The sequence below is a fragment of the Streptomyces sp. NPDC040718 genome, assembly GCF_055593565.1.
In genome coordinates this window covers 225,888-246,315 of record NZ_JBVIXO010000006.1, presented here as the reverse complement: position 1 = coordinate 246,315, position 20,428 = coordinate 225,888, and the positions used below count along the sequence as shown (strand labels likewise).

Here is a 20,428-nt window from a genome sequence, read left to right as displayed (position 1 = left end):
TCCACGCTACGGTTCGAGGTCCCCGAAGACATCCGGGGATACTCCGTCCGAGGGACCCTGGAGGGACTGCTCCGACCAGATGACCTTGCCCTCCGGGGTGTACCGGGTGCCCCAGTGCTCGCTGAGCTGCGCCACGAGGAACAGCCCGCGCCCGCCCTCGTCCATGGTGGCCGCGTACCGCAGGTGCGGGGCGGTGCTGCTGCCGTCCCAGACCTCGCAGGTCAGCGCGTGGTCGTGGAGCAGCCGGACCCGCACCGGCGGGCCGCCGTGCCGCAGGGCGTTGGTGATCAGCTCGCTGAGGATGAGCTCCGTGGTGAAGGCGAGCTCCTCCATTCCCCACTCCCGCAGCTTGGCGGCCGCCAGGTTGCGCACGACGCCGACCCCGCTCGCCCTCGGCGGTACGTCCCACTGCGCGACCCGGTCGGGCCCCAGGGTCCGGGTCCGGGCGATGAGCAGGGCGACGTCGTCGGTCGGCCGGGCCGGCAGCATGGCGTCGAGGACGGCGAGGCAGCTCTCCTGCGGGTCCCGGTCCGCGTGGCTCAGCGCCTCCCGCAGGAGCTCCAGCCCCTCCTCGATGTCCCGGGTCCGCTGCTCCACCAGCCCGTCCGTGTACAGCACGAGCTGGCTGCCCTCCGCCAGGCGCAGCTCGCTCGTCTCGAACGGCATGCCGCCCAGCCCCAGCGGGGGCCCGGCCGGCAGGTCGACGATCTCCGTGGTGCCGTCCGGTGCGACGACCAGCGGCGGCAGGTGCCCGGCCCGGGAGAGGGTGCAGTTGCGCGACACCGGGTCGTAGACGGCGTACAGGCAGGTCGCGCCGAGCACCCCGCCCGCCCCGTCGGTGTCGTCCTCGTCGATGCGCTGCACGAGGTCGTCGAGCCGGGCCAGGAGCTCGTCCGGCGGCAGGTCGAGGGAGGTGAAGTTGTGGACCGCCGTCCGCAGCCGCCCCATCGTGGCCGCGGCGTGCAGCCCGTGCCCGACCACGTCCCCGACGACGAGGGCGACCCGGCCGCCCGGCAGCGGGATCACGTCGAACCAGTCCCCGCCCACCCCGGACTGCGCGGGCAGGTAGCAGTGCGCCGCGTCCACGGCGCTCTGCTCGGGCAGGCCGCGGGGCAGCAGGCTGCGCTGGAGGGTGACGGCCAGCGTGTGCTCACGGGTGTAGCGGCGGGCGTTGTCCATGGCCACGGCGGCCCGGGCGACCAGCTCCTCGGCGAGCGACACGTCGTCCTCGTCGAAGGGCTCGGGCTTCCCCGCCCGCCAGAAGTTGACCACGCCGAGGACCACGCCCCTGGCCTTGAGCGGAGCCGCGATCAGGGAGTGGATCCCGTACTCGATGATGGCCCTGGCCCGCCGGGGGTCCTGGACGCGCCACCCCGGGGCGTCGGTCAGGTCGGTCACCAGCTCCGTCCTCCCGGTGTCGTAGCCGCGCGCCTGCGGGGTGCTGGGCTTGAATTCGATCAGCCGGCCGAGCGGGTACAGCGGGTGGTCCCGGCGGATGCCGCTGACCGCGGTGCGCCGCATGTCGGAGCCGGGGCCGGGCTCCTCGCCGTCGAGGACCGGGCTGGCCAGGTCGACGGTGACGTAGTCCGCGAATCGGGGCACGGCGACGTCGGCGAGCTCCTGGGCGGTGCGCTCCACGTCCAGGGTGGTCCCGATGTCGCCGGTGGCGTCGTACAGCAGCCGCAGGCGCTTGCGGGCCGCCTCGGCGCGCACGGTGAGGACCTGCATGTCGGTGGAGTCGCGGATGGTGACGGCGGCGCCCTCGGGCCGGCCCCGCGGGTGGGTGGGCCGCTGGTTGACGACGAGCAGCCGGTCCCCGGCCTCCAGCACCTCGTCCGTGGCCACCCGGCCCGACAGCAGCAGGTCGGCCATCCGGCTGTCCAGGCCCGGCACCTCGCCGATGCGGCGGCCCTCGGCCTCCTCGGGCAGCCCGAGCAGCCGCTTGGCCTCGTCGTTCGCCAGGACCAGCCGCCCGTCCCCGTCCGTGATCAGCACCCCCTCGCGGACGGAGTGGAGCACCGCGTCGTGGTGCTCGTACATCCGGGTCATCTCCTGGGGGCCGAGCCCGTGCGTCTGGCGGCGCAGGCGGCGGCTGGTCAGGGCGGTGCCGGCGGTGGCCAGGGCCAGGCCGGTGGCCATGGCCAGCAGGATGACCGGGAGCTGGCGGTCGAAGGCGCCGCTGACGTTCTTCACGGTCAGGCCCGCGGACACCAGCGCGACGACCTTGCCGTCCGGCGCGGTGACGGGCACCACCGCCTGGATCTCCTTGCCGAGCGGCCCCTGGACGCTCTCGGTGTGGACCCGGCCGGCGAGGGAGGGCTCGATGGTGCCCACGAAGCGCTTGCCGATGCGGTCCGGCTGGGGATGGCTGTAGCGGATCCCGTCGGTGTTCATGACGACGATGAAGTCGACCCCGGCGGCCTTGCGGGTGACCTCGGCGAGGGGCTGCAGGATGGCGGACGGGTCCGGCGTCCGCAGCGCTTCCTGGAGGTCGGGGGAGTGCGCGAAGGTCTCCGCGACGGCGATCGACCGGTTGCGCGCCTCACGGTCGACGTCGTGGCGGGACTGCAGGAGCAGCGCCAGGAGCGCTCCGGCGGCGAGCAACACCACGATCGCCACCTGAAGGACGAACACCTGTCCGGCGACGCTCTTGAATCCCTTGCTCAGGGGTGACCGCACCGAATGGCCCGGTACGGCTGGAGAGGAAGGGTCACGTCCCCAGTTGTAGCACCTGGGGCCCCTCCGGCGCCCGGCGGAGCGCGCCGCGCGCGCCGCCGGTCACCTCGGGCGGCGGTTCTTTCCCCCTACCGGCCCTGTGCGGGGGCCGCCTGGGCGGCCGCCGCCGGGGTGCCCGGCGAAGGAGTGCCCGCCGTCGGGGAGCCGCCCGGCACCGTGCCGGGCGCGGTCTCCGGCTCGCAGGTGACCTCGTCCCGCGGGGTGTAGTGCGTGGTGTGCTCCTCGTGCCGGACCTCCTGGCCGTTCTTGACGAACACCCGGCCGACGGTCACGTCGAAGCCCTCCAGGGGCGTCTGCACCTCGCACGTCGGACCGCCGGCCTTGACCTTCGCGGGCGGCTTCACGTTGGTGCGGGGGCCCTTGGTCGCGCGGATCTCGTCGTACTTCTTCGTGCCGAGCAGGCTGATCGTCAGCGAGGTGTCCGTCGAGGACGCCTTCACGTAGACGGGGTGGCCGGAGTCGTTGAGCCAGCGCAGGTCGAGGCTGCCCCAGGCGACGGTGGCCTCGCGGCCCTCCGGGTAGCGCTCGATGTAGAAGGAGTGCGCCCCGTGTTCGAGGGGCTTGAGGCCGGCGAAGAACATGGCGTTGTACATCGTCGTGGCGACCGCGGAGACGCCGCCGCCGGGCGACTTCACGTACCGGCCGTCGTTGATCATGATCCCGTCGACGAAGCCGTTCTGCTCGGTGCGCTCGCCGACCGTGCGGTTGAAGCTCCACTGCTTGCCGGGCATGACCACGGAGCCGTTGATCAGCTCCACGGCACGCCCGATGTTCGTGGTCCGGTACGGGGCGGCGGGGAACTCCACGGTGAAGGAGGACATCTTCTCCTTGATGCCGAGGCGCTGCACCTCGGCATCGGTGAGCTCCGGCTCCACGGCCTTGGTGGCCACCTCGGCGCTCCGGCCGGCACCCGAGCGGGTCAGCGCGGGCAGCACGGCCCGGCCGAGGGCCTCCCCGGTGACCTGCTGTCCGGCGCGGCTGCTCCGCGTGACCACGACGCGTCCGTCCGCGTCCACGTCGAGCGCGGCGTCGCGCGGGGCCCCGGCGGCTTCCGCGAGGGGGCCGGCCACGGCCGGGTCGGCGAGCAGGCCCTCGGAGTCCAGGGCCGGCACCAGGCGGCCGTCGGCGTCGGCGTTCATCTTCAGGTGCTCGCCCAGCACGGCGGGGCTCACGGGTATCCGCGCACCGGCGACGCCGAGGGTGACCGGCCCGGACACGGCGGGCCGGGCGAACTCGCGCAGGGCCCGCCCGGTCTCCTCCGCGCCCACGCGCGGCTCGGTACGGGTGACGGGCAGGGCGACGGGCGCGCCGGCCGGGCGCGGCCGCAGGTAGGCGTCCCGGAGGGTGTCGAAGGCCCGGTCCTGGACCAGGGTGACGCCGGTCCGCGCGGGGACGACCTTCGGCTTTCCGGCGTCGAAGGCTATGGACCCGTCGCGGACGGCCTGGGCGGTGCCCGCCACGAGCCGGTCGACGCCGGCGCGGGCCGCCTGCTCGTCGGTGCGGATCACGGGCTCGACGTCCGGGTCGCCGGAGGCGAAGAGCCTGCCGATGACGCCGACGGGGCCGTAGCCCGCACGGGAGGCACGGTCGGCGGTCGCGGCGGCGTCGAGGGACAGTCCGACGGACGCGGGGGCGACCTGCTCGACGCGGTCCCCGATCCCCGCAGGGATCGGGGCGCCGGCCCGCGGGCCGAGCTCCCGGACCAGCGTGCTCTCCGCCGCCGCACGGCTCATGCCGCCGATCTCGACGCCCCGGACCCGGGTGCCGTCGGCGATGTCGTCGCCCACGGCGAGCCCGGCGGCGTAGAGGCCGCCGAGCCCCAGCACGAGGGCGCCTCCCGCCACCGGCAACGCGGTCCGCCAGTTCTTGCCCGTCCAGCTGCCCGCAGGTCGCACGGTTCTCCCTAGTGGCGCCGACCGGTCGCCGACGGCTCTCGGGCCGTGGCAGGGGCGCATAGACGACAGTTCCGGTCAACCATGATGACCCCGGAAACGCGCCATTCGGGTGAGAAGGTAACCGTTCTCACAAAACGGGCAAACGCCTCGCCGTGCTGTGGGAGGGGCGCCCCCGCAGGGCGGTGAGGACGAGCCCGCCCGCCGCCGCGCCCACGGCGTACCAGAACAGGTCGGGCCCGTTGAAAGTGGAACCCAGGACCAGCCGGGCCGCCGTGCTGTGCCGGGAGAGCTCCGCCGGCAGGGGGCCGAGCTGGAGGAACTCCACCGCCCAGCTGACGGCCAGCGCGACGGCGGCCGCCCGTCGCGGCGCCGTCCGGGGCGCGGCCAGCACGACCAGGGCCAGCACCAGGACGGTGTACAGCGCGTCACCGCCGTACTTGGCCGCGCTCCCCGCCGCCACCGCCCGCAGGCCCAGTCCGGCCCCGGCCACCGCCACCGCGGCCGCCGCCGCGGCCAGGCGGGTCCGGATCAGCACCCGTCCCCGCCCGCGTCGGCGAAGAGGTCCGCGGACGCCCCGTCCAGGACGAACCCGTTGTCGAAGCGGACGCGGACCGTCACGGTGGGTCCCTGCCGCTGATGGGCGGTCCACTCCGGTTCCAGGGCGGCGATCCGCTCCTCCAGCTGCCGCCTGCTCCCCGCCGGCATGTCGTGCCCGAACGAATCGAAGAGCGACTTGAGCCGCGCGTACTCGCGGACGCCGTGGCTCTCCCGCGGCTCCTCCCGGTCCAGCCGCTCGACCGTGCCCGCAGTGCCCGCCGCCAGGGCGAGGAACCCGGCCACGGGCACGGGCGGGGCGCCGGAGCCGTCCATCGCGACCGGCGAACCGGAGAGCCCGATGTCGGACGCCAGCGTCACCCGCCGGCCTTCCCTCAGCGTCATGGATCCTTCGTCTCCCGGGTCGGTGCGGGCCGGTACCGGCTCAGTGCTTCCAGCGCGCGGCGGAGCCATTATCCGGTGCGGACCGCGCGGCACCCGTCCCCGGGCCCGCCCGGTCGATCAGGTACGCGCGCGACGCGCTCACCTCGTCGCGCAGGGCGCCCAGGTCCACGTCCAGGACCTGGCCGTTCCACTTGCGCGGCTCGCCACCCACGAGCACGGCGCTGATGTTACGGGCGTCCGCGCCCAGTACGAGCGTGCCGACCGGGTCGTTCAGCGGCATGTTGTTGAGGTCCTCGGCGCGGACGGCCATCAGGTCGGCCTTCTTCCCCGGGGTGAGGGAGCCGCTGACGCCGTCCAGCCCGTTGGTCCGGGCCCCCTGGAGCGTGGCGAAGTCCAGTACGTCGCGGGCGGTGATGCGGCGCGCCGGCCGGCCGGTGCCGTGGACGGCGTTGACCGCGCGCATCCGCTGGATGGCGTGCAGGGCCCGCATCTGCGTGAACATGTCGCCGGCCAGGGCCACTTCCACGTCGATGCCCAGACCGGGACGGACCCCGGCGGCCAGCGCCTCGTCCACGGCGGGGACCGCGGTCTCCAGCCCGATCTGCGCCTCCGAGGTCGGAGCGAGGGAGACCGTCGCACCGCTCCTCCCGATCGCCTCCCACGCCCCGGGGGTGAGCCCGGTGGCGTGGATGAGCGTCACGTCCGGGCCGAGGACGCCCTGCCGCTCCCACTCCAGGACCGCCTCGGACGAGGGGGCGCCGAAGACCGCGTCCACGCTGACGCCGATGCCCAGCTCCTTCGCCACGCGTGCCAGTCCGGATCCGTAGGCCAGGGCGGGCCCGGCGATCTCCGCGGTGGCCAGCGCCCCCAGCCGCAGGGTCAGCAGCTGGTCGTCGCTCGCGAACCAGCGGTCCCTGAGCCGGGCGAGGTCCCCGGGCCACCGCCCGTCCCACTCGCCGAAGTGCGGGCCCATGGAAGCGTGCACACCCCGGATGCCGGAGTCCAGGAGGCCCTGGACCGCGGCGTTGGAGTGCTCGGGGGTACGGGAGTTGTGGGAGAAGTCGAGCATGCAGGTGATCCCGGCGTCGATCGCGCCCAACGCGGCCAGCCTGGTCCCGACGTACATGTCCGCCGGCCGGTACGCGGGGGCGTAGCCCGCCAGGGTGGACCGTACGTACGAGCCGAGGTCGTCGACGTCCGGCATGATCCGGCGCAACTGGCTCTGCCAGGCGTGCCGGTGGGTGTCGGTGAAACCCGGGGCGAGGATCGTGCCCGCCGCGTCGACGGTCACCGCGCCCTCGCCGCTCAGACCCGGGCCGACCGCGGCGATGGTGTCGCCCTCCACCAGGAGGTCGGCGCCGTCGAGCACCCCCAGGACGGGGTCCATCGTGACGACGGTCGCGCCGGTGAACAGGACCCGCCGGCCCGGATTGCCGGACCGGCGGCGGATGCTTTCGAGGACGGCGGGGCACGACGTACCGGAAACGGGCATGGGAGGTCCTGTTCGACGGGCGGAGGGGGGTACGGGTCCCAGCCTCGGCCCGCCCGACCGCCCCGCCCAGGCCGCCCCCTGCCCGGGTGCACGGCACCCACCCGGCCTGATCCGAAAGACACGCCTACCAGCCTGCGGCCCGGCCGAGGGGGAGCAGGTACTGGAGGGGGCGGTCCAGGTCGTCCAGGCCGAACAGTTCGTGGGCCAGGTCGTCCTGGAAGCCGCCCAGCGGCATCGCGGACAGCCCCAGCGCCGACGCCGTCAGCAGCAGGGACTGCGCCAGGTGCCCGGCCTCCAGCAGGCCCAGCCGCAGCGCCCGCAGGCCGTAGCGCTGCCGCATCCGGCCGAGGTCCACGTACAGGCCGAGCACCACCGGGACCTCGTCCACGACCACCGCCCGCGGATCCGCCGGCGGCGCCGTCATGTACGCGGACACCGCCTTGAACTCGTCGAGCGCGGGCGCGTCCCCCACCCGCAGCAGCGCGCGCCGGCCCGGCAGGCACTGGTACGCACCCGGCGCCAGCCCCGCCACCCCGAACGCGAACAGCCGGATCCCCGCCGCGTAGAGGCCGCCCGGACTCGGATAGGGGCGGTGCGCGAAGGGCGCGCCGGAGCCGGTCGTGTGGCTGACGGCATGGGCGCCCCACAGCAGCGTGCCCAGCTCCCCGGCGTCCAGCGGACCGGTGAGCCCCGTGCGGACGCTGGTGCGGCCGGTGACGGCGGCCCACAGCGGGACCTCCGGCACCGGACCGCCGGGCAGCGCCACCTCCTCCCCGTCCGCGGCCGGCTCGCCGGGAGCCGGCCGCAGCCCGTCGTCGGCGTCCCAGCCCGGCCGGACCTTGCTCCGCTCCAGGTACCGCCAGTCCGGGGCCAGGTGCCCCTCGGGGAAGTACGCGGCCGGCTCGCCGGTGTCGAGCAGGGCGTGCGCGGCCAGCCGGTACACGGCACGCTCCTCGCCCGGGTCGACCCCCATCCGGTTGCACAGCAGGCGCAGCTCGGAGCCCCACTCCCCGGCCCCCGCGCCCGCCGCCGCCCGCACCCCCGCCGCCCAGGCCGCCACCGGCCCCGCGGCCCCGCCCTCCGCCAGGGCCTCCCGCAAGGCCGCCGCCCGGCCGGCCAGGCCCGCGCGCTGCGCCGCGTACAGGGCGGTCACGTGCGCGTGCACCACGCTCGCGGGCAGCGCCCGCCCCGCGCCCGGCCCGAGCCGTCCGGCCACCGCCAGCCCGCGCAGCCAGCGCGCCGCCGCGAAGGGGTCCATCCCCAGGGCCCAGGCCGTGGCGTGCGCCAGGTCCGCGGCGACGGCCAGGCGCCTGCCGCCGGGTGGGGTCCCGGCGACGCAGTCCACCGCCGTCCGGGTGGACAGGGCCGCGAACCCCGTGCCGGCGGACGGCGCCCCCGCCGCGGTACGCACCTCCGCCGACCCGGACAACGCCCCGGCCACGCGGGCGACTTCGCCGCGGGCCGGGCGGCCGCCGTGCACCCGCACCGTCAGGTGGGCTCCGCCCTCCTCGCTCCGTACGAAGTCCCAGGCGGCGGCCCGGCCCTCGGCGACGAGCCCGTCCAGCAGCGGCGCGAGTTCCTCCACGAGGAAGCCGTCCACGGCCCCGGGCCCGGTCCGCGGGAAGCAGTGCAGGACCGGCCAGGAGTCCGGCAGAGCGGTCGTCACGTACGGCTCCTCAGGGGAAGGGGTGCGGATGCAGCGGCAGTTCGTCGTGGCGCAGCGGCCCCGCGGCCCGGCCCAGCCGGTGCGGGACCTCCAGGAGCCGGGGCAGCCCCCGGGTGCGCCGGTTGACGTGCCCGAAGGTCATCGGCAGGGCGCCCGGCACCACCGCCTTGGCCGTGTGGAGGCCGAGGCGGTCGCGGATCCCCGCCTCGTCCTGCCCGACCACGACCACCTCCAGCCCGGCGCCCGCCAGCCGCCGCACCGTCGCGTCCAGCAGCCCGGCCAGGTCCGTGACGGGCTCGGGAGCGCCCGGCCAGGCCTCCCGCCAGGACGCCGGGCGGTCGTCGCCCTCGTACAGGAAGTCCAGCCGCGGCCGGGCCTCCGGCAGGCCGTACAGGGCGGTGTGGTCGGACAGCGTGACGACCAGCTCGGGCCGCTCCAGCATGGGCCGCAGCCTGCGCGGATCACAGCTGTCGGGCTCCGCCCTCAGCCGCTGGGCGGCGTTGAACACGTTGGTCACCGCCTCCACCACGGCGGAGCGGATCGCGGCGCGCGGGTCGTGGTGGGCTCCGGCCGCCAGGAACACCTGCGGCGCCGCCGACCGCGGATCGGTGTGCCGCGCGACGGCGATGACGGCGGGGACACCGAAGTCGTTGGTGGCGTCCAGCAGCGCGAGCTCGTATCCGGCCAGCCGCACCCGGTCGGCGAGGTGCAGCACCTCCGGGTCGTCGTCCGGCAGCGCGATCCGCCGCAGCGGGGCCCTCGCGTACCAGGCCATCAGGAACGCGTCGCGCTCCGCCACCTCGAACAGCCCGTACAGCGCGGCCTCTTCGGGGCTGTTGCCGAGACCGCACCCGCTGGAGCACTCGTAGACGACGCGCGGCCGGCCCGGGGCGGGATCCCAGTACGCGACGTGCTCGGGCACGGCGACGGGGCGGGCGCGGGTCAGCGACCAGCCGTGCACCCAGTCCAGCTCCAGGTCCGGCGCGTAGGGGACGGTCGGCGACGCGGGATGGCCGTGGTGGGCGGGATCGGGCAGTCCCAGCCGCTCCGGGTCCACCGCCCGCTCCGGCCCCAACTCGGCGTAAGCGGCCCGCAGTACGGTCCGCCTGCCGTGCGGGCTCATCCCGGTGAGCCGCTCGACGCCCTCGAAGAGGGCCACCCGCTCGCTGCTGTCCCAGTCGCCGGACCGGCCGTACCCGCCCTCGGGCAGGTCCCGCCCGAGGGTGACGTAGGCGCTGGTCAGGCTGTTCACGGAATCCTCGGAGCGGACCACCCGGTGGACCGGCCCGAACCGCTCGTCGTACAGCTCCGCGAGCAGGCCGGCCCTGTCCGTACGGTCGTTGGGCCCGCGCAGCACCCCCGGATCCGGCAGCGGCACCCCGCTCCGGCGGGGCCGTGCCGTCGCGGCGTCGTCATCGGGCAGGGGCAGGCACACCGGGCAGCCGCCGACCGGCCGGAAGACGTGGCTCGACCAGCCGGCCCGGCCGCCGTGCACCACCCGGACCGGCGTGCCGGCGCCCGGCGCGGGGGCGGGCTCCGCCAACAGGTCGGCGGCCAGTGCCGCGACGGCGTCCGCAAGGGCGGGGGAGGGGCTGCCGCCCAGCCGCAGCCCGGGGCTGTGCCACGGGACGCGGCCTCCGATGGTGGCGAGCCGGCGGTACTCCGTACAGGAGAGGCAGCCCACCGCGCCGGGGCGCAGCACGGGGCCGACCACGCTCAGCGCACCGTCGCCGCGGACCGGGACCAGCGTCACCGGATGGCGGAGCGCGTGCCGGGACAGCTCGGCGGCGGTGTCCAGGGACCAGTCGTCCAGGACCACCACGGCCCGCCCCGCCGTGGCGGCCAGCGCGCTCCGCGCGTCGAGGACGGTCAGCCCGAGCGCGGTGAGGGCCGCACCGAGCGGGGTGGCGGTGGCGGGCCGAGCCGAGGCGTTCACCGTGTTCCTCCTTCCGGGCAGGTGCCCGCGCGGTCCTGGCCGGCGAGTACGGTGAACCCGCAGCCGCGCAGCGCCGCTGGGACCGCGTGCGCCCCGGGCCCGGCCGGCTCCCAGGCGCGGGTGCGCAGGCCGGTCAGCTCCCGCAGGGCGGTGTGCAGGCCGGTTTCGCGCCGGGCCACCCCGGCCCACCAGCCCGCGGCCCAGCTCTCGTCCTCCCACGGCGCCGGGACCACCCCGGCGGTCGCCAGCGGGCACAACTCCCCGCCGGGAGACGTGATGTGACCGGTCGCCGGACCGGCCGGGCCGGCCTGTACGCGGACCAGCGCGGCCAGCGCCGCGAAGGCCGCCGCGTCCCCGGCGGTGGCCTCCACCGCCCGCCCGAGCAGCCGCCCGGGGGAGCCGCTCGCGCGCACCTCGGCCCGGTGGGCGGTACCGGCCGCGTCCAGCGGGGCCACGCGCATCTCCGCCCGCACCCCCAGCCGGCGGGTCAGCACGCCCCACCAGTGGCGGGCGTGCGGGTGCCCGCCCCCGTACGGGTCCCAGGGCGCGGCCCCCGCTCCCGGCGCGGGCAGCCGCAGCGCGGCCCGCCGCAGCGCCCGCCCCAGTGCGTGCCCGGGCCCCGCCCCGACCACCACGCCCGTGCCGCGGCACCGCAGTTCGGCCGCCCGGCACACCGCGTCGAGGCGGGCCAGGTCGGCCCGGGCGGCACCGGCCACCAGCCGCCCGCCGCCCGGCACCGCGCAGCCGGCCAGCGCCACCGGAAGCTGCGGCAGGGCCCCGGTCAGCGGCGGCGCGACCACCCCGAGGCGCTCGTCGCCCAGCGCGGCCACCCCGGCCAGCGCCTCGGCGAGGGTGCCGGGCGGCGCGGCCGCCTCCGCGGAACCCTGCGGCCAGGGACGGTACTCCGACCGCGGCGGGTGGTCCCCGGCGACCAGCACCAGGGGGAACCGCGGTCGCCCCGCCCCGGCCCCGGCGTCCTCGGAGCCCGGATCCGGCAGCCCGGCCACCGCGCACAGCAGCCGCTGCACGGCCCCGCCCGCCACCAGGGCGGTGAGCGCCCGGCCCGGCGGCGGCAGTCGGCCGGGCTCCCGGCCGGGGTCCCGGCCGAGCCCGAGGCGCCCGGCCAGCGCCGCCGTGTCCGCCACGGCCCGCGCCGGGCCGCCGACCGGGGTGACGAACGCCCCGCCGGGGTGGACGACCGCGCCGACCGCCCACTCGGCGCCGTCCGCGCGGGTGGCGCGGAGCAGCACCCGCTCCCGGCCGCCGGCGGCCCGGGCCCGGACCGCCGGGATCCCGGCGCGCGCCAGGGCCCGTACGGCCGCCGAGGCCAGGGGGCCGCCCGGGTCGGCGGCCCGTACCTCCACCAGGGCCCCGGCGAGGGCGGCGGCCGCCTCGGCGGGACGCCCGGCGACCGTGAGCAGCCACTCGCCCGCAGGGGCGCCGCCCGGCGGGGCCGGGTCCTCGACCAGCATCCCGTGGGCGTGGAGCCGCCCGATCAGGGCGCACAGCGCGGCACGCAGCGGCGTACCGGCTGCGGCGCGGGCGGCGAGCTCCGCGGCGCCGCCCGTCCGCAGCGCCTCCTCCAGCATCCGCCACAGGACCGGCAGCGCGGGACTGCCCTCCAGGGTGACGCTGCCGCTCCAGCCCCGCAGGTGGAGCCCCGAGGCGAGGGTGCTCGCGATGACCCCGGGCCGCAGCCGCCAGGACCGCAGGGCGTCCAGCGCGTCGGGCTCACGGGCCCCGGTGGGCGCGCCGGACACGTCCGGCTGCGCGGCGGTCATGACGCACCCGCGGGGCTGCCCGCACGGTAGGTCTCCACCACGACCTCGACGGCGCGCGCGGGACGCTCCCGTCCGCCGGGGGCGGGCAGGGCCTCCTCCAGCACCAGCCCGTCGGGATGGCGGGCGAGCCACTTGCCGAGGCAGCGCAGGTGCAGCGCGTTGCCGAGGTCGACGAACTGCGGCTTGGGCAGCGCCCGCCGGTACCGGGGGTCCCCCGGCGTCTCGACGGCCTCCGCGGCCGTCACCAGGGGCGGGTGCAGGAACAACTGGTCGGGTACGCCCAGCAGGGCACGCCAGCGCGCGGCGGCGGCGAAGGGCACCTCCCCGCCGGGCAGGTCGGCGGCCAGCGCGGCACGCAGCGCGTCGACCGTGCCGGGCGCGAGCTTCCAGCGCCGCCGCCGGAGCACGACGTGCCGGTGGCGCAGCCGCGGAGTGCGCACCAGCGGCCCGCCGGGCACCTCGGTGACCACCCGGGGCACCAGGGAGGCGAAGGAGACGACGCCCTCGGGATGGTCGTGGACCAGCGGGGCGTCCCGCGTGGGCAGCAGGCCGCTCACCAGCAGGCCCGGGTAGAAGACGTCCAGCGTCTCGCCGGTGGCCCGCAGCCGCAGCCGCACCTGGTCGGTGGCCTCGTCGTGGACCAGCTCCACGTCCGAGTCGCGCAGGGGCGCCCGGTCCCCGCCGCCGCCCTCCGCGTGCGGGGCGTACTCCTGCGAGACGATCTCCTCGGGCATGAACCGGGGTTGCAGGTTGGCGTTGAAGCCCTGGACGGGCCGGAACTGCACCGGCCGCGAGCCGGGTCCCGCCGCGTGCGCGACCTCCCGGGTGACGGCCTCGACGGCGTCCGGGCCGAGCAGGCCGAAGAAGCGGCTCCCGGTCCGTCCCCAGCCGCCGTAGAGGTGGTTGAGGGCCAGCAGCCCGCGCCCGGCGTCCCGCTGGAGGAAGTGCGCGTACGACAGGGGGCGCGTCGCGGCCCAGCCGGGCAGCCGCGCCGCGTGGGACGCGACCAGCTCCGCGGGCAGCACCACATCGGCGTCCGGGTCCTCCCGGAGGGCGGTCCGCTCCCGCACCGCCTCCTCGAACGAGGCCCGCAGGCCCACGAGTTCGGCCGCGCGGCTCGGGAGGGAGCCCAGCCCGTCCCGCGGGCTGAGGAGCGCGTCCCGGACGGTGTCCTCCCAGGCGGCGACCGTCGAGGGCCCGAAGTCCCAGACGGGGTGGCAGACACCGCCCCGGCCGTAGCGCGCCACGAACCGGTCGCGCAGGGCCCGGCGCACCAGGTGCCCGAGGTCGTACAGCTCGGCCAGGGCGGCGACATCGCGCAGCGCCTCGTGGTCCTCGGCGGAGAGCAGGCCGTCGGCGTCCACCGGGTACCGGGCCACCACGTCCTCCGCCAGCACGGGGGGCACCGGGTCCTGCGCGGGCAGCGGCCGTCCCGCCGAGGCCAGCAACGCCGTCCAGCGTTCGCGCAGCAGGGCGAGCAGAGCGGTGCGCTCGCGGGGCCCGGCCGCCCCGAACTTCCGTGTACCGTCGGCGATTTCGTCGACCCGGGTGGCCAGGGCGGTCTCGCCGCCGGCGCGCAGCCAGGCGGCGAGACGTCCGAGCGGGTCTCCCTCCTGTGGTCCGACGGGCGGTACGGGGACCAGCAGTCCGGCCTCCACGAGCTGGTCCAGGTACGCCGTGGCGGCCGCCCGGTCCTCCGGAGCGGCCAGCGCCGCCGCCAGCCGCGCGGGTGTCGCGGGAGTGCGGCAGAGCTCGGCCACCCGCTCCAGGGGCGCGCTCGCGGCGACCTCGACCTCGTCCTGCCCGGGGACGGCGAAGCGGCCGACGGCGGAGAGGCCGCGGGCCCGGGCGAAGGCGGCGCGCCCGTCGGCGGTACGGGCCGCGCTCGCCATCCGGTGCGGGAGCCGGGCCCGCCGGGCGGGGTCGGCGAGCAGGGCCTCGCACAGGGCGGTCACCAGGCTCCGGCCGGTCCGGACGTGGTTGCCGACCGCGCCCGGCAGGTCGCCCTCCCCCCAGTCGGAGCCGCCCGGCTGCCGGGCGCCGGGGGCGGCCGGCAGCGGGCCCCAGCCGACCGCCGTGTACCAGGACACGGGACTGCTCCGGGTGGCGGCGCGCACGGCGTGCCGCAGCACTCCGGGTTCCTCCTTGCGGGCGCGGCGCCCGACGGCTCCGGCCGCGGTCCGCTCGACGGCGGCCAGCAGTTCGGCGCTGGTCGCCGAGGCGGCGAGGGCGAGGGCCGGCTCGCGGCACTGCGTGGCGAGGGCGCGGCGCTCCGCCGCCAGGGCGGCCGCGGCCGGGCCGCGGAGCCGGGCCCGCAGCGAGGTGCGCCGGCCGTGCAGCCCGAGCCACTCCCGCAGTGCCGGGACCCGTTCGGGCAGGTCGCCGAGGGCTGCGAGGAGTGCGGGCCGGGGCTCCCGGCCGTTGTGCAGGGCCCGGCGCAGCGGCAGCACCACGTCGCGGTGGAAGGGGTCGGGATGGCCGCCCCGGCTCGCGTACAGGGCGTCGGTCAGTGCGGGCGTGAGCCGGGCCAGTGCGCCCTCCAGCCGTGTCAGTTCCTCGAACGCGGCACGGAAGGCGGCCGCGTCCGGCGACTGCGCGGGGTGGGTGAGCGTCGTAGCGCGCACCAGCGCGTAGGAGGAGGTGCGCACGGCGGGGGCGGGTGAGGTCATGGCGTCCCGGGTCCTTCCGGCTCGGCCTGGGCGGGGGCAGGAAGCGGACCGCCCGCTCCGGGCCCGGGGGGAACGGGTGCCGGAGCGGGCGTCTGCGGGGCACTCTCAGATGACGCCGGGAACCGTCTGCGGCTGCTGTGTGACGCACTGGCAGGCGGTGGCGGTGGGAATGCCGCAGGTGGAGGTGGACGAGCCGGCGGCGAAGGCCGAAACGCCTGCGGTGTCGCGCATCGCGGTGACGGTGATGCCGCCGAGGTCCAGGTCGTGGGCCTCGAAGGACAGGGCCGCGTCGAAATCTGCCATGAGAACTCCCAAGGGTGTGGGGCGATGTGTGGTGGCCGGATCCGTGTTGCGGACGAGCGGTCGCCACGGTAGCTCCAGGGGCGATCCGGGCGCAGCGGACGCATTTCGACATCAGGGGATAACTCCATGTGAAGCCAAGGAGGTTGACCGAAAGACAGCGCAATCGGCCCCCGGACGGCCCGGGTCGGCCGGCGGTACGCCACCCACCGCCGAATTCGGGCCCGCATGGCCGCAAACCGCCGCCGGGTGCGCGGGGCGGGTCCCGGCGGGTGCGGCGGAGCCGCCGTCGTGAAAGGGGGGCGCGCGTGCGCGTAGGGGGGGCTGCGGCCGTGCCGTGGAGGCGGGTCATCCACGCGGGGCGGCGCAAACAGCAAAGGCAAGGAGGGAAACCCGCTCCTTGCCACTCTCAAGTTATAACGCACCGGGGGGCTTGCGGCAAGGCCCTGGTCGTGACGCAGAATCACCGACCTGAGCCGAACACACCGCAACACAGCCGTACACACGCAACAGCCGAACACACCGCAACACACGGGTCGCGAACGACCTCGGATCGGAGCCGCATCAGTGAACCCGCTGACCACCAGCGTGTTTGACCTTCCCGACCACCTCGCCGCCAAGGCCGACCCGAAGCTGGTCGCCGGGGACGAACGGCACTTCGCCGCCATCGAGGAGAGTCTCGAACGGACGATCGCCGAGGTGTCCGACCGGCTCGACGCCGCACGCAGGGCACCCGGCGGCATCGGCCGGGAGGCCATGGACCGGGACGCGGAGATCCACCGGCTGACCGCCCGCCTGCGCGTGCTGCGCCGCTTCGGCCTGGACCTGTGCCTCGGCCGCATCGTCCTCGCCGACGACCCCGAGCCCCTGTACGTCGGCCGGTTCGGCCTCACCGACGCCACGGGCCGCCGGCTGCTGATCGACTGGCGCTCCCCGGCCGCCGAACCCTTCTTCGCGGCCACCCACGCCGACCCGATGGGCCTGACGAGCCGCCGCAGGTACCGGTGGAACCGGGGCCGGATCGGCGACTACTGGGACGAGGTGTTCAGCGTCGACGGGCTGGAGGGGCACGCCGCGCTGGACGACCAGTCGGCCTTCATCGCCAGCCTCGCGGGCAACCGGTCGTCCCGCATGCGGGACGTCCTCGGCACCATCCAGGCGGACCAGGACGCCATCATCCGGGCGGGCTCCCGCGGCGCCCTCGTCGTCGACGGCGGTCCCGGCACCGGGAAGACCGTGGTCGCCCTGCACCGCACCGCCCACCTCCTCTACTCCGACCCGCGCCTCGGACACCGCCGCGGCGGCGTGCTCTTCGTCGGCCCGCACCGCCCCTACCTGTCCTACGTCGCCGACGTCCTCCCCAGCCTCGGCGAGGAGGGCGTACAGACCTGCACCGTCCGGGACCTCGTCGCCGAGGGCGCCACGGCGGTGCCCGAGAGCGACCCGGAGGTGGCCCGCCTGAAGTCCTCCGCGGACCTGGTGAAGGCGATCGGGGCGGCCGTCGCGTTCTACGAGGAGCCGCCCGCCGAGGGGATGACGGTCACCACCCACTGGGCCGACGTCCGGCTCACCGCCGACGACTGGGCCACGGCGTTCGAGGCGGTCGAACCCGGCACCCCGCACAACGAGGCCCGCGAGCAGATCTGGGACGAACTGGTCGCGATCCTGCTGGACAAGCACCACGACGAAGGCGACGGGGACGAGGACGACCTCTCGCCCGAGCTGCTGGGCAGGTCGCTGCGGCAGAACCGGGAGCTGGTCACCGCCCTCGACCGGGCCTGGCCGACGCTGGAGGCGGCCGAGATCGTCGCCGACCTGTGGACGGTCCCCGCCTACCTGCGCAAGTGCGCTCCCTGGCTCGGCCGCGAGGAGGTGCAAAGGCTCCAGCGCGAGGACGCCGAGCGCTGGACGGTCAGCGACCTGCCCCTGCTGGACGCGGCACGGCAGCGGCTCGGCGACTCGCAGGCGTCCCTGCGCAAGCGCCGGCACGAGGCCTCCGTCGCCGCCGAACGCGAACGGATGGCGGGGGTCATCGACAGCGTGCTCGCGGCCGACGCCGACGGCGAGGGCGCGGTGACGATGCTGCGCGGCAAGGACCTCCAGGACAGCCTGATCGACGGGGCCGCGCTGCCCGCCGCCGACCGGGACCTGCTCGCGGGCCCCTTCGCGCACATCGTCGTGGACGAGGCCCAGGAACTGACCGACGCCGAATGGCAGATGCTGCTGCTGCGCTGCCCCTCCCGCAGCTTCACCATCGTCGGGGACCGGGCCCAGGCCAGGGACGGGTTCACGGAGTCCTGGCGGGAACGGCTCGAACGGATCGGCCTCGACCGCATCACCATGGCCTCCCTGAGCGTCAACTACCGCACCCCGCAGGAGGTCATGGCCGAGGCCGAGCCGGTCATCCGGACCGTCCTCCCGGACGCCAACGTGCCGGCCTCCGTCCGCAGCAGCGGCATCCCCGTCGTCCACGGGTCCGCCGCCGAACGGGACTCGGTCCTCGACGCCTGGCTCTCCGCGCACCCGGAGGGGGTCGCCTGCGTCATCGGCGATCCCGCGTTCCGTGCCACGCCGCGCGTCCGGTCGTTGACGCCGGCGCTGTCGAAGGGCCTGGAGTTCGACCTGGTCGTCCTCGTCGACCCGCAGGAGTTCGGCACGGGCGTCGCCGGCGCGGTCGACCGCTACGTCGCGATGACCCGGGCGACCCAGCGCCTCGTGGTCCTCACCGGCGCCGGCGGGCGGTAGTGGACTTTCGGCGGTGTCGCGGGAACGGCACGCTTCCGTAGGGTCGTGTCCGTGAGAAAAACGATCACCAAATGCCGGCCGGTGCCGGGACGGATGCGGATGCCCGTCCCGGTGCTGTCCGCCGGCCTGTTCGCCGGGGCGGTGGCCGGTGTCGGTACGGGCGTGTCCACCCTGTGGTGGGGCCTGCCGGCGGCGGTCTGCGCCTTCCTCGCCGGCCGGCAGCGGGGCCGCGGCCGGAGCGCGGCGGCGGCGCTGGCCGCCGTCCTCGCCGCCGCCGTGGTCTGCGTGCTCCTGGTGCCGGCCTGGCTGGAGTGGGCGAGCCGGTTCGTCGGGCTGCTCCTCGTGGCGGCGATGCTGCCCTGGTTCGCGGGCCGCTTCCTGCGCCAGCACCGCGAACTCGTACGGGCGGGATGGGAGCGCGCGGCGCGGCTGGAGCGGGAGCAGCGGCTGGTCGCCGAACAGGCCCGGCTGCGCGAACGGACCCGCATCGCACAGGACATGCACGACCTCCTCGGCCACGACCTCAGCCTGATCGCCCTGTCGGCGGGGGCGCTGAAACTCGCCCCCGGACTGCCGGACGAACACCGGGCCGCCGCCCAGGACATCCGGGCCAGGGCGGGCGCCGCCGTGGACCGGCTCGGGGAGGTGATCGGAGTGCTGCGCGAGCCGTCGGAGCCGACGCCGGGGTCCGGTCCGGCCGCCGGGCTCGCGGAGGTCGAGGGCCTGGTCGACCGGGCCGCCGCGGCCGGCCTGGACGTGGGGCTGCGCGTGGAGGGCGTACCGGACGGCGCCGGAGCGACCGCCGGCGGAACGCCCCCCGCCGTCGGGCGGGCCGTCCACCGGGTCGTCCAGGAGGCACTGACGAACGTCGCCAAGCACGCGCCCGGGCACCGCGCGACCGTCCTCGTCCGCCACACCGGGGACCGGACCGAGGTCGGCGTGACCGACGAGCCGGTGCCCGGGGTCTCCGGACCCCGGGACCACGCCGTCCGGCCCGCCGCGGACGCCGGGGCCCCGGCAGCCGGGGCAGAGCACCGCTTCGGGCTCATCGGCCTCGACGAACGCGTCCGGCTGGCGGGCGGCACCTTCACCTGCGGTCCCGAGGGCGGCGGTTTCGCGGTACGCGCCACCCTCCCGCACCGCCCCGGGACCGTGCCGCCGCCGCGGCCCGGCCGGCCCGCCGGCGCACTGCCCCCCGAGCACCGCACGGCCCGCCGCCGGCTGGGCCGTACCGCCGCCGCGGCCGTGCTCGTGCCGCTGTGCACCTGCGCCCTGCTGATCGGCGGGGTGCGCGCGTGGGACACCGTGACCGCACGGCAGTCCGTCCTCGCGCCGGGCGACTACGCCCGCCTGTACGCGGGCCAGCCCCGCGAGGAGGTGGCGGCGTACCTTCCCGAGCGCCAGACGACCCGCCGCCCGGCGGCGCCCACACCCGCACCGCCGGACGCGGTCTGCGAGTTCTACGTACAGACCGGCGACCCGTTCGACGACCGCTCGGGGGACGTCTACCGTCTCTGCTTCCGCGCCGGACGCCTGGTCTCCACCGACGACTACACCGCGAAGGACGTCCGATGATCCGGATCCTGATCGCCGACGACGAGCCCATGGTCCGCGCGGGCGTCCGCGCGATCCTCGCCTCCGACCCGGGCGTCACCGTGGTCGCGGAGGCCGCCGACGGCCGCCGGGCCGTGGAACTCGCCCAGTCCCACCGCCCGCACGTGGCCGTCCTCGACATCCGGATGCCCGGAACCGGCGGCCTGGAGGCCGCTGCCGAGATACGCAGGACCGTTCCCGGGACGGGGGTCGTGATGCTGACGACCTTCGGCGAGGACGAGTACATCCTGCGCGCCCTGGGCGAGGGCGCCGCCGGCTTCCTGATCAAGTCGGGGGAGCCGGAGGAGCTGATCGCCGGAGTCCGGGCCGTCGCCGACGGCGCCGCCTACCTGTCACCGAAGGTCGCGGCCCGGGTCGTCGCCCATCTGGCCGCGGGAGGCGCCGGAGCCGGAGCCGGCCGCCGCTCCGCGGCGCGGGCCCGGGTCGAAGCCCTGACCGGCCGGGAGCGGGAGGTGCTCGGCTACCTCGGCAGCGGGTTCTCCAACGGTCAGGTCGCGCGCCGCCTGGGGCTGGCGGAGGGCACGGTGAAGGCCCACGTCAGCTCGATCCTCGCCCGCCTCGGCGTCGACAACCGGGCCGCGGCCGCGGTGGTCGCGCACGAGGCCGGCGTGGCCCCGGTGCCGTCCGGCCGCCCGGAGGCCGGGGAGGGCTGACA

At 76.5% G+C, this 20,428-nt stretch carries 13 protein-coding genes; 3 read left to right on the top strand and 10 right to left on the bottom strand.

Annotation, left to right across the window (positions count from 1 at the left end; genetic code table 11):
• Positions 1-6: 6 nt before the first annotated feature.
• From ACZ597_RS18100 to ACZ597_RS18055, 10 genes are all read right to left on the bottom strand, one after another.
• Positions 7-2,679, bottom strand: coding sequence for a SpoIIE family protein phosphatase (locus ACZ597_RS18100; RefSeq protein WP_471330764.1), 2,673 nt, complete (start codon positions 2,677-2,679; stop codon positions 7-9).
• A 125-nt stretch (positions 2,680-2,804) separates the two neighbouring features.
• Positions 2,805-4,631, bottom strand: a complete 1,827-nt coding sequence (locus ACZ597_RS18095; protein WP_471330761.1) for a VanW family protein — start codon at positions 4,629-4,631, stop codon at positions 2,805-2,807.
• A gap of 127 nt (positions 4,632-4,758) precedes the next feature.
• Positions 4,759-5,166 carry a DUF2809 domain-containing protein gene (locus ACZ597_RS18090; RefSeq protein ID WP_471330759.1) on the bottom strand — a complete coding sequence of 136 codons (408 nt, stop codon included), beginning with the start codon at positions 5,164-5,166 and terminating at the stop codon, positions 4,759-4,761.
• Positions 5,160-5,570 (bottom strand): hypothetical protein, encoded by a 411-nt coding sequence (locus ACZ597_RS18085; protein ID WP_471330756.1) that lies wholly within the window; start codon positions 5,568-5,570, stop codon positions 5,160-5,162. The genes ACZ597_RS18090 and ACZ597_RS18085 overlap by 7 nt, the downstream gene beginning before the upstream one ends.
• Positions 5,571-5,610: 40 nt before the next feature.
• Positions 5,611-7,062 carry an amidohydrolase family protein gene (locus ACZ597_RS18080; protein WP_471330753.1) on the bottom strand — a complete coding sequence of 484 codons (1,452 nt, stop codon included), beginning with the start codon at positions 7,060-7,062 and terminating at the stop codon, positions 5,611-5,613.
• A 124-nt stretch (positions 7,063-7,186) separates the two neighbouring features.
• Positions 7,187-8,728 (bottom strand): nitroreductase family protein, encoded by a 1,542-nt coding sequence (locus tag ACZ597_RS18075; RefSeq protein ID WP_471330751.1) that lies wholly within the window; start codon positions 8,726-8,728, stop codon positions 7,187-7,189.
• A gap of 10 nt (positions 8,729-8,738) precedes the next feature.
• Positions 8,739-10,664, bottom strand: a complete 1,926-nt coding sequence (locus ACZ597_RS18070; RefSeq protein WP_471330749.1) for a TOMM precursor leader peptide-binding protein — start codon at positions 10,662-10,664, stop codon at positions 8,739-8,741.
• Positions 10,661-12,445 (bottom strand): hypothetical protein, encoded by a 1,785-nt coding sequence (locus ACZ597_RS18065; RefSeq protein ID WP_471330746.1) that lies wholly within the window; start codon positions 12,443-12,445, stop codon positions 10,661-10,663. Before ACZ597_RS18065 ends, ACZ597_RS18070 begins: the two co-directional genes overlap by 4 nt.
• Positions 12,442-15,114, bottom strand: a complete 2,673-nt coding sequence (locus ACZ597_RS18060) for a lantibiotic dehydratase (RefSeq protein ID WP_471330743.1) — start codon at positions 15,112-15,114, stop codon at positions 12,442-12,444. The genes ACZ597_RS18065 and ACZ597_RS18060 overlap by 4 nt, the downstream gene beginning before the upstream one ends.
• Positions 15,115-15,219: 105 nt before the next feature.
• Positions 15,220-15,417, bottom strand: coding sequence for a thiazolylpeptide-type bacteriocin (locus ACZ597_RS18055; protein ID WP_471330740.1), 198 nt, complete (start codon positions 15,415-15,417; stop codon positions 15,220-15,222).
• Positions 15,418-15,981: 564 nt separating this feature from the next.
• Between ACZ597_RS18055 and helR the strand changes: the two genes are divergently transcribed.
• Genes helR through ACZ597_RS18040 form a run of 3 tightly spaced genes read left to right on the top strand, consistent with a single transcriptional unit; the run spans position 15,982 to position 20,426 of the window.
• Positions 15,982-18,159 (top strand): RNA polymerase recycling motor ATPase HelR, encoded by a 2,178-nt coding sequence (helR, locus tag ACZ597_RS18050; protein ID WP_471330737.1) that lies wholly within the window; start codon positions 15,982-15,984, stop codon positions 18,157-18,159.
• A gap of 51 nt (positions 18,160-18,210) precedes the next feature.
• Positions 18,211-19,734 (top strand): sensor histidine kinase, encoded by a 1,524-nt coding sequence (locus ACZ597_RS18045; protein ID WP_471330734.1) that lies wholly within the window; start codon positions 18,211-18,213, stop codon positions 19,732-19,734.
• Positions 19,731-20,426, top strand: coding sequence for a response regulator (locus ACZ597_RS18040; RefSeq protein ID WP_471330732.1), 696 nt, complete (start codon positions 19,731-19,733; stop codon positions 20,424-20,426). Before ACZ597_RS18045 ends, ACZ597_RS18040 begins: the two co-directional genes overlap by 4 nt.
• Positions 20,427-20,428: the final 2 nt, after the last annotated feature.